Source organism: Candidatus Acetatifactor stercoripullorum, from assembly GCF_944382095.1.
Lineage (GTDB): Bacteria > Bacillota > Clostridia > Lachnospirales > Lachnospiraceae > Acetatifactor > Acetatifactor stercoripullorum.
The window spans coordinates 135,430-144,056 of the sequence record NZ_CALWMU010000001.1; the positions used below are offsets into that span (position 1 = coordinate 135,430).

The window sequence follows — 8,627 nt, forward strand, 5'->3', positions numbered from 1 at the left end:
TCAACCTTTTTTTTCCAAAGTAAAGGTGCAAAGAGACTATGGCAAGAAAAAAATGCAACCGGTATTCCGGCATTGGCGGGCAGGCCGTGCTGGAAGGTATTATGATGAAGAACAAGGAGAATTATGCGGTAGCCGTGAGAAAGCCGGACGGAGAGATTGAAGTGGAGCTGGAATATTACCAGGGAGTGCTGCATGGTCATAAAATAAAGGAGCTGCCCTTTATCCGGGGAATTTTTAATTTTGTGGATTCCCTGATTCTCGGCACAAGGGCGTTAAATTATTCCGCTTCCTTCTACGAGGAGGAAGAAGAGGAGACGAAGCTTGACAAGGCATTGAATAAAATGTCTAAGGGAAATGCGCAGAAGGTGCTCACAGGGTTTGTGACCGTTCTTTCAGTGGTGCTTGCGGTGGGTATTTTTATTGTGCTTCCTTATTATATTTCTTCCCTTTTTGACGGTTATATCCGCAACCGTTCTCTGATGACCATTGTGGAGGGCGTCATCCGCATCGGTATTTTTGTGTTGTATGTGTGGGGGATCAGCGCCATGCAGGATATCAGGCGCTTGTATCGGTATCATGGTGCGGAGCACAAATGTATCAACTGTATCGAGAAGGGCAGGCCGCTTACCGTGCACAATGTGATGCGCAGCTCCAGACTGCACAGGAGATGCGGAACCAGTTTTCTGTTTTTTGTGTTTTTTGTAAGCATTATTTTGTTTTTCTTTATTCAGGTGGACAGCGTGGCGGCCAAGGTGGTGCTGCGGGTGCTGCTTTTGCCCGTGGTTGCTGGGATTTCCTATGAGATCATTCGTCTCGCGGGACGAAGCGACAATCTGCTTGTGCGGATTCTTTCTGCTCCGGGGATGTGGATTCAGCGTATGACCACGAAGGAGCCGGATGAAAGCATGGTGGAGGTTGCAATAGCAGCGGTGGAAGCTGTGTTTGACTGGAAAAATTATCTCTATGAGAATTTTGGCTATGAGGTGGATGAAACCTGGATGGAACAGGAATCCGGCAGAGAGGATGACTGAGAGGACGAGGCGGTAAGGGCTTATGACATATGAGGAATGCTTTCAGAGTGGAAAAGCAGTCCTGGAGAGGGCCGGAGTACAGGAAGCCGCGCTGGATGCCAGGCTGCTTTTAGAGTATGTGTGTGATACGGATAGAAATACCCTGCTGGCGCATGGAGAAAAAGAAGTTTTGGACAGCCAGGCAGGGGCTTATGAGAGCCTGATCGAAAAGCGGGCCCGGAGGATACCTCTTCAGCATTTGACCGGCGTTCAGGAGTTTATGGGGCTTGTATTTGCGGTCAATGAGCATGTGTTGATTCCCAGGCAGGATACGGAAATCCTGGTGGAGGAGGTGCTTCGGGAGCTTTCCGACGGAAGCAGGATTCTGGATATGTGTACCGGCTCAGGGTGCATTCTGATCAGCCTTCTGCATTTTTCCAATCACTGTCAGGGGATGGGCGTTGATATCTCCGGAGAAGCGTTAAGGACGGCTGAAGAGAACGCCGTGCGAAACGGTCTGTTCTTGGAAAAGGCGCCTTGGGAGGAATGGGGTGCTTCCTGGGACTTATGCGGGCAGGAGAAGGCAGGAATCTGCTTTCTGCAAAGTGATTTGTTTGCGTCCGTAAAAGGAAAATTCGAGGTGATTGTTTCCAATCCCCCTTACATTCCCAGCGCTGTTTTGGATACGCTGATGCCCGAGGTGAGAGAGCATGAACCAAGACTGGCTCTTGACGGCCATGAGGATGGATTGTATTTTTATCGCAAGATTATCTCAGACAGCAGAGAACACCTGACAGGTGGGGGACGGCTTTTTTTGGAAATTGGATATGATCAGGGGGAAGCCGTGAAGAGCCTCATGGAGCAAAAGGGCTTTAAGGATATTGTGATAGTGAAGGATTACGGAGGACTTGACAGAGTAGTGTCAGGAACCTTGTCTTAGGAATAGGGAAGCAGCCTTGGAAAATCTGCGGCAGCGGAAAGGGAAAGACACAGGCTGGAGGTTTTTAGGAGAAGAAAAATGTTTGACAAGCTGGAAGATTTATTAATTCGTTTTGAGGAGATTATGAGTGAGCTCCATGAGCCGACGGTGGCCAACAATCAGGAGCGGTTTCGAAAGCTGATGAAGGAGCAGAGCGATTTGACTCCTATCATAAACGCCTATACGGAATACAAAAAGTGCAATCAGGAAGTTGCGGACTCTCTGGCAATGCTGGAAGAGGAAAATGATGAAGAAATGCGGGAGATGATCAAGGAGACCCTGAGTGAAAACAGGAAAAGGGCAGAGGAGCTGGAGCAGGAGCTGAAGGTGCTGCTTTTGCCCAAGGACCCCAATGACGATAAAAACGTGATTGTGGAAATCCGCGCAGGCGCAGGAGGAGACGAGGCCGCCCTGTTTGCCGCAGAAATCTACCGTATGTATGTGCACTACGCGGAGGGACACCGCTGGAAGGTGGAGACCCTCAATGTGGATGAAATTGGGATCGGCGGCATGAAGGAAGTCCAGTTTATGATTACAGGACAGGGCGCGTATTCCAGAATGAAGTATGAAAGCGGCGTTCACCGGGTACAGCGTGTGCCGGAGACGGAGAGCGGCGGCCGCATTCACACCTCAACCATTAGCGTGGCGGTAATGCCTGAGGTGGATGAGGATATTGACATTGTGATTGACGACAAGGATATCCGTATCGATGTAATGCGTGCGTCGGGAAACGGCGGACAGTGCGTCAACACCACTGACTCCGCAGTGCGACTGACCCATTATCCCACAGGGATTGTGGTGTACAGCCAGACAGAGAAGTCGCAGCTGCAAAACAAGGCAAAGGCATTTGCCCTGCTTCGGGCAAAGCTTTATGATCTGGAGCAGCAGCAGAGACACGACGCTGAGGCGGAGCTTCGCCGCAGCCAGATCGGAACGGGAGACCGCTCAGAAAAAATACGAACCTATAATTTCCCTCAGGGGCGCGTTACCGACCACCGTATCGGATTGACCCTCTACAAGCTGGATAAGGTGATGAACGGCGACATCGAGGAGATCATTGACGCCTGCATCGCAGCCGACCAGGCGGCAAAGCTGGCAAAGATGAATGAAGAGTAGGCGCCGCCTGGTCGGCTTGGACCAAGGCGGCAAAGTTAGCAAAGATGGAGGAGTAGAAAGTGAAGGGATATTGGGCAGGAAGCGCAGCGTTTCTGTGCGCTTTGCTGTTTGCAGGCTGCAGCGCCGAAAAACAGCCGGTTACGTTAGAGGAAATGGAAGAAGCAGCACCGGCTTCCTATGTGGGAACCTGGCAGCTGGACGGACAGAGAACCAATGAGAGCCTGACAGCCTATGCTTCTTTGCAGGAGATGTTTGGCACAGGTCTGTCCACCTATGGCGCTTCCATGGAAATAAATGAGGATCACAGCTTCAGCTATTACATTGGCGCAGGAATCGGAGGAGAGGGACAGTGGGAATTAGAAGAGAATACTCTCAGGGCTTTGGTCACCCCTTACATGGAGGAGGGGGAAAGCCAGCTTTTGCTGACGCCGGCAACGGAGGAGGAAGAGACCTTCTTGACTATGGATTTTGACGGGGAAACCCTGTATTGGAGCTGCGAGAAGTAACAGACGGCTTCCTTTCAGGAAGCGGTGGAAAAGAAACTTGGAGGAGAAAGAATGCTGACGGTATTATGTTATGAAAAATGCAGTACTTGCAAAAAGGCGCTGAAATGGCTGGACGAGCATCAGATTGCCTATGAGGAGCGTCCCATAAAGGAGAAGCATCCAAGCCTTTTAGAGCTTCGGGAATGGCAGGAAAAGAGCGGGCTGCCTTTAAAGCGGTTTTTTAATACCAGCGGGAAGCTGTATAAGGAGCTTGGGCTGAAGGAGAAACGGCAGGGGATGTCTGATGAAGAACAGCTTGCGCTGCTTTCCACGGATGGAATGCTGGTAAAGCGTCCCCTTTTGGTGGGAGAGGACTTTGTCCTTGTGGGCTTTAAAGAGGAAGAATGGGAGCAGAGGCTGGAAAGCTTATGAAACAAGAGAGTGTGGGCCAGATGTCGGAATCAAGGCGTCTGGCCGTTATATTGGCCGTTTCCGGAGGGTTGATGGATGCCTACACCTATCTGTTAAGAGGAAAGGTGTTTGCCAATGCCCAGACGGGAAACATCCTGCTTTTCGGAGTGAATCTCTCAGAGGGCAGCTTCCGGGAGGCTTTACGGTATTTTTTCCCGGTTCTGGCTTTTGCCCTGGGCATTGTGACGGCAGAGCTGATCAGGCATTTTTTCCCGGAGGGAAAGGGATTTCACTGGAGACAGTGGGCGGTGCTTGCGGAATGCGTGATTTTGTTTTTTGTAGGGCTTATGCCTCTTACATACAACGGGTTTGCCAATGCCATGGTTTCCTTTGCCTGCGGCATTCAGGTGGAGAGCTTTCGAAAGGTAAAAGGAAATGCCTGCGCCACCACCATGTGCATTGGAAATTTCCGTTCCGGCACACAGGCTGTCTGCGACTTTTTATTTTCCGGAGAACGGTTCAGCCTGCTTAAGGGTCTGACCTATTACGGGATCATAGGGGCATTTACGTTCGGCGCAGTGGTGGGAAATGCTGCCGTAAAGCTGTTTGGGCAGAGGGCGGTCTGGTGCAGCAGTCTGCTTCTTGTGCTGAGTTTTATTGTGATGTTTCAGAAGCAGGATAAAAAATAATGGTATTTTGCACAATTTTCACTGTGGATTTTATGAGCGGTTTTCACAAAATTTCTTGAAAAGCTTATAATTTGCTGACTTTTTGGCGGTTAATCTGCTAAAATATGGTTATAATATTGTTTAGACAACAAGAGGATGAAGGGTAACTAGTGGTTGAAGGCAGATTGTAAGAAAGGAAGATTTTTGTGTTTGAAAAAGGTGAGTATGTAGTATGCGGCAATAAGGGAGTCTGTGTTGTTGAGGATGTGACCACCCTGAATATCTCAGGTATAGACAAGGAGAGAAAATATTACATTCTGAAGCCTGTCTACATGGCGGGCAGCACGGTCTATATACCGGTGGATACGGCAGAGGAATCCATGCGCAGAGTGCTGAGCCATGAGGAGGCGGATCTGCTGATTGCATCTATTCCGCAGATACCGCAGATTGTGAACACCAACGATAAGCTGCTGGAGCAGGAATACCGAAACTGCATGAAAACCAATTCCTGCAGGGAGTGGGTAAAGATCATCAAGACCATTTATCAGAGAAAGCAAAGAAGGCTGGAGGCGGGCCGAAAGGTCACGGCAGTGGACGCGAAATATTTTCGGATCGCAGAGGATAACCTGTACGGTGAGCTGGCCATTTCTTTAAATATGGCGAAAGATCAGGTGGAAGACTATATTATAAAAGAGATGGAAAAAGAGGAGAAAGGGCTTTACATTTGAAAAAAAAAGTACTATGATAGGCTCATAAAGTTTCAGGCAATAGAAAAAGCGTTGAAGAGAACAGTAAGCTGTGGAAGGTAACAGAGAGAACCGCCTGCACTTTTGAAAGAAAGGCAGCGCTGCAAGCGGTTTTGCCGGAAGCGGACGAAGACCATCTCGGAGTGGCTCTAATACAGCCCGGAGGCTCCCGTTATGAGCAAATGAAGGTGGCAGAATCCTGTAATGAAAGAAAAGCCCTTGCGGGCCGGGAGGCTGCAACAAGGGTGGAACCGCGTAATTTTACGTCCCTTGCAATAGAAATATTGCAGGGGACTTTTTTCATTCAGGAAAACAGGAAGGAAGGAAAGGAACATGAAAATCACATTGAAGGATGGCTCTGTAAAGGAATATGCAGAGAGCAAAAGCGTTTATGACATCGCCCTTGACATCAGCGAGGGGCTGGCCAGAGCTGCATGCTGTGCAAAGGTGGATGGAGAGGTTGTGGATTTGAGAACTGTTTTGGACCATGACTGTGAGCTGAGCATCTGTACGGCAGCGGATAAGGAGGGACTGGCGGCTCTTCGGCATACTGCCTCCCATGTGCTGGCAGAGGCGGTAAAGCGTCTGTTTCCGGAGGCAAAGCTCACCATCGGACCCAGCATCGAGGAGGGCTTTTACTATGATTTTGATCATGCGCCTTTTTCCAGAGAGGACTTGGACCGTCTGGAAGCGGAAATGAAAAAAATTGTGAAGGCAGGCGCAAAGCTGGAGAAATTCACCCTTCCCAGAAAAGAAGCCATAAAGCTTATGGAGGAGAGAAACGAGCCCTATAAGGTGGAGCTGATAAACGATCTTCCTGAAGGGGAGGAAATCTCCTTCTACAGACAGGGAGATTTTGTGGATTTGTGCGCGGGCCCGCACCTGATGAGCACCAAGGGAGTCAAGGCATTTAAGCTTACTTCTTCCTCCATGGCATATTGGCGGGGGGATTCCAACAAGGCAAGGCTTCAGCGTATTTATGGTACTGCTTACAGTAAAAAGGAGGAGCTTGCGGCACATCTGGAGCGTATGGAGGATGCAAAGCGGAGAGATCACAATAAGCTGGGGCGTGAGATGGAGCTGTTTACCACTGTGGATGTGATCGGCCAGGGACTTCCTCTGTTTACGCCAAAGGGCACTAAGATGATCATGAAGCTTCAGCGGTGGATTGAGGATTTGGAGGATAATGAGTGGGGCTATGTGCGCACCAGAACTCCTCTTATGGCTAAGAGTGATCTGTATAAAATATCAGGGCACTGGGATCATTATAAGGAAGGCATGTTTGTAATGGGGGATGAGGAAAAGGACAAGGAGGTGTTCGCCCTTCGTCCCATGACCTGTCCCTTCCAGTATTATGTTTACAAAAATACCCAGAAATCCTATCGTGACCTGCCCTACAGAATGAGTGAGACCTCTACTCTATTCAGGAGCGAGGACTCCGGAGAAATGCACGGACTGACTCGTGTGCGCCAGTTTACCATCAGCGAGGGACATCTGGTGATTCGCCCTGATCAGGCGGAGGAGGAGCTGAAGGGCTGCCTGGATCTGGCCTATTATGTGCTTTCCACCCTGGGGCTGCAGGAGGATGTGACCTATCGTCTTTCCAAGTGGGACCCCAACAATAAGGAGAAATACCTGGGGGATGACGATTACTGGAATAAAACCCAGGACGCCCTAAGAGAGGTGCTAAGGGAGAAGGGAGTCCCTTTTACGGAGGCTGACGGAGAGGCTGCCTTCTATGGGCCCAAGATTGACATTCAGGCAAAAAATGTGTATGGCAAGGAAGACACTATGATCACTATTCAGCTTGACTGTGCCATTGCGGAAAATTTTGATATGTACTATGTAGATCAAAACGGCGACAAGGTACGGCCCTACATTATTCACAGAACCTCCATGGGCTGCTATGAGCGCACGCTGGCATGGCTCATTGAGAAATACGCGGGGAAATTCCCCACCTGGCTGTGTCCCGAACAGGTTCGGGTGCTGCCTATTTCCGAGAAATATGAGGAGTATGCAGATCAGGTGCTGAAGGAGCTTAAGGCCAGAAAGATTGACGCTTCGGTGGATAACCGGTCGGAAAAAATCGGTTTCAAGATCAGAGAGGCAAGGCTTGCCAGGGTTCCTTACATGCTGGTGGTGGGACAGCAGGAGGCCGAGCAGGGACTGGTGTCTGTGAGAAGCCGCTTTGCCGGAGACGAGGGACAAAAGCCTTTGAGCGAATTTTTAGAGCAGATTTGTGAGGAAATCCGCACCAAGGCAATCCGTAAGGAGGAAATTCAGGAAGAATAAAAAATAAATTTTTTGAATTTAATATAAAAAGCCGGGCAGACTAAAAGAGACATACTGATCATTGTGTCCAAGTCTATCGTCTGCGCTGCTTCCGTAGGCTTGAGGAAAGAAGCAGCGCAGAAGGAGGTTTGCTATGGCTGAATTGAAATGCGGAGTGGAAAACTGCACCTACAATGAAAACTGTTATTGTTCCAAGGGTGATATCATGGTGGGCGGAAAACATGCCTGCAGCTGTGATGACACCTGCTGCGAAAGTTTTGCTCAAAGAAGAGAGGGACAGGATTCTTATACCAGTTCCCTGTCTCATCCCAGCAAGACCATCAGCATTGACTGCGAGGCGGTAAAATGCGTTTATAACAGCAATTATAAATGCGTTGCGGATCACGTGGATATCAAGGGCTCCGGAGCCTGCGACTGCCGCGAGACAGCCTGTGCTACCTTTAAAGAACGTTAGAGGAGCATGGGCAGAACAGTAACACAAGCGTCGGAGAGCATCCGGCGCTTTTTTTCTAAGGAGCTTTCCCTGTTTGACACGGGTGTGGAAGCGGAATTTGGAGATCGCTTTCTCACGCTGTCTACCTGTTCCTATCAGGTAGAGGACGGGCGGTTTGTTGTGGTGGCAAAAGAGGTGGAGCCGGGAGATCAGTTTTTGCAAATTCGGGATTGACAAAGTGAAAATGTCATGCTACCTGTCTTTTGGAGTTGAGTTAAAAAAATAGTGCTAAGCCATAGATTAAAACCTATGACTTAGCATTTTATTTATGTCCTCATTTCCAAGAAAATAGGAAGTAAGAGGAAGTCCCGTTAAAGCAGTTAAATCTTTGATAAAAGATGATCTCCGGGTGAGAGGGCGTAAAATTTTCTGTGTCTATGGGAAAAATTCTTCTTTGATAAGAAACAGATATGTATAATTGTCTTGT

General features: G+C 49.1%; 10 protein-coding genes. All 10 read left to right on the top strand.

Features of this window, described 5'->3' with window-relative positions:
• The first annotated feature begins 38 nt into the window (after nt 1-38).
• The 10 genes from SHK35_RS00630 (at nt 39) to SHK35_RS00675 (ending at nt 8,374) form a co-directional block, all read left to right on the top strand.
• Nucleotides 39-1,031, top strand: coding sequence for a DUF1385 domain-containing protein (locus SHK35_RS00630; RefSeq protein WP_318708050.1), 993 nt, complete (start codon nt 39-41; stop codon nt 1,029-1,031).
• 22 nt (nt 1,032-1,053) lie between these two features.
• On the top strand, nt 1,054-1,950 hold the full coding sequence (locus SHK35_RS00635; protein WP_318708051.1) for a N5-glutamine methyltransferase family protein: 897 nt from the start codon (nt 1,054-1,056) through the stop codon (nt 1,948-1,950).
• Between the two features lie 78 nt (nt 1,951-2,028).
• Nucleotides 2,029-3,105, top strand: coding sequence for a peptide chain release factor 1 (gene prfA / locus SHK35_RS00640; protein ID WP_318704928.1), 1,077 nt, complete (start codon nt 2,029-2,031; stop codon nt 3,103-3,105).
• 59 nt (nt 3,106-3,164) lie between these two features.
• Nucleotides 3,165-3,611: a hypothetical protein gene (locus SHK35_RS00645; RefSeq protein WP_318708052.1), complete on the top strand. Its 447-nt coding sequence runs from the start codon at nt 3,165-3,167 to the stop codon at nt 3,609-3,611.
• A 51-nt stretch (nt 3,612-3,662) separates the two neighbouring features.
• Nucleotides 3,663-4,022: an arsenate reductase family protein gene (locus SHK35_RS00650; protein ID WP_318704930.1), complete on the top strand. Its 360-nt coding sequence runs from the start codon at nt 3,663-3,665 to the stop codon at nt 4,020-4,022.
• A complete protein-coding gene (locus SHK35_RS00655; protein WP_318708053.1) occupies nt 3,995-4,690 on the top strand; it encodes a YoaK family protein in 696 nt (231 codons plus the stop codon). Before SHK35_RS00650 ends, SHK35_RS00655 begins: the two co-directional genes overlap by 28 nt.
• Nucleotides 4,691-4,875: 185 nt before the next feature.
• Nucleotides 4,876-5,397 (top strand): CarD family transcriptional regulator, encoded by a 522-nt coding sequence (locus SHK35_RS00660; protein ID WP_318708054.1) that lies wholly within the window; start codon nt 4,876-4,878, stop codon nt 5,395-5,397.
• Nucleotides 5,398-5,748: 351 nt separating this feature from the next.
• Nucleotides 5,749-7,707 carry a threonine--tRNA ligase gene (thrS, locus tag SHK35_RS00665; RefSeq protein ID WP_318708055.1) on the top strand — a complete coding sequence of 653 codons (1,959 nt, stop codon included), beginning with the start codon at nt 5,749-5,751 and terminating at the stop codon, nt 7,705-7,707.
• A gap of 133 nt (nt 7,708-7,840) precedes the next feature.
• Nucleotides 7,841-8,161, top strand: coding sequence for a DUF1540 domain-containing protein (locus SHK35_RS00670; protein ID WP_318708057.1), 321 nt, complete (start codon nt 7,841-7,843; stop codon nt 8,159-8,161).
• Nucleotides 8,162-8,167: 6 nt separating this feature from the next.
• Nucleotides 8,168-8,374, top strand: coding sequence for a hypothetical protein (locus SHK35_RS00675; protein ID WP_318708060.1), 207 nt, complete (start codon nt 8,168-8,170; stop codon nt 8,372-8,374).
• Nucleotides 8,375-8,627 lie beyond the last annotated feature (253 nt).

What these genes read in the sequence shown, in the direction of transcription:
- SHK35_RS00675 (WP_318708060.1), top strand. Translation starts at nt 8,168, where the DNA reads ATGGGCAGAACAGTAACACAAGCGTCGGAGAGCATCCGGCGCTTTTTT.
- SHK35_RS00670 (WP_318708057.1), top strand. Translation starts at nt 7,841, where the DNA reads ATGGCTGAATTGAAATGCGGAGTGGAAAACTGCACCTACAATGAAAAC.
- SHK35_RS00635 (WP_318708051.1), top strand. Translation starts at nt 1,054, where the DNA reads ATGACATATGAGGAATGCTTTCAGAGTGGAAAAGCAGTCCTGGAGAGG.
- SHK35_RS00630 (WP_318708050.1), top strand. Translation starts at nt 39, where the DNA reads ATGGCAAGAAAAAAATGCAACCGGTATTCCGGCATTGGCGGGCAGGCC.
- prfA (WP_318704928.1), top strand. Translation starts at nt 2,029, where the DNA reads ATGTTTGACAAGCTGGAAGATTTATTAATTCGTTTTGAGGAGATTATG.
- SHK35_RS00650 (WP_318704930.1), top strand. Translation starts at nt 3,663, where the DNA reads ATGCTGACGGTATTATGTTATGAAAAATGCAGTACTTGCAAAAAGGCG.
- SHK35_RS00655 (WP_318708053.1), top strand. Translation starts at nt 3,995, where the DNA reads ATGGGAGCAGAGGCTGGAAAGCTTATGAAACAAGAGAGTGTGGGCCAG.
- thrS (WP_318708055.1), top strand. Translation starts at nt 5,749, where the DNA reads ATGAAAATCACATTGAAGGATGGCTCTGTAAAGGAATATGCAGAGAGC.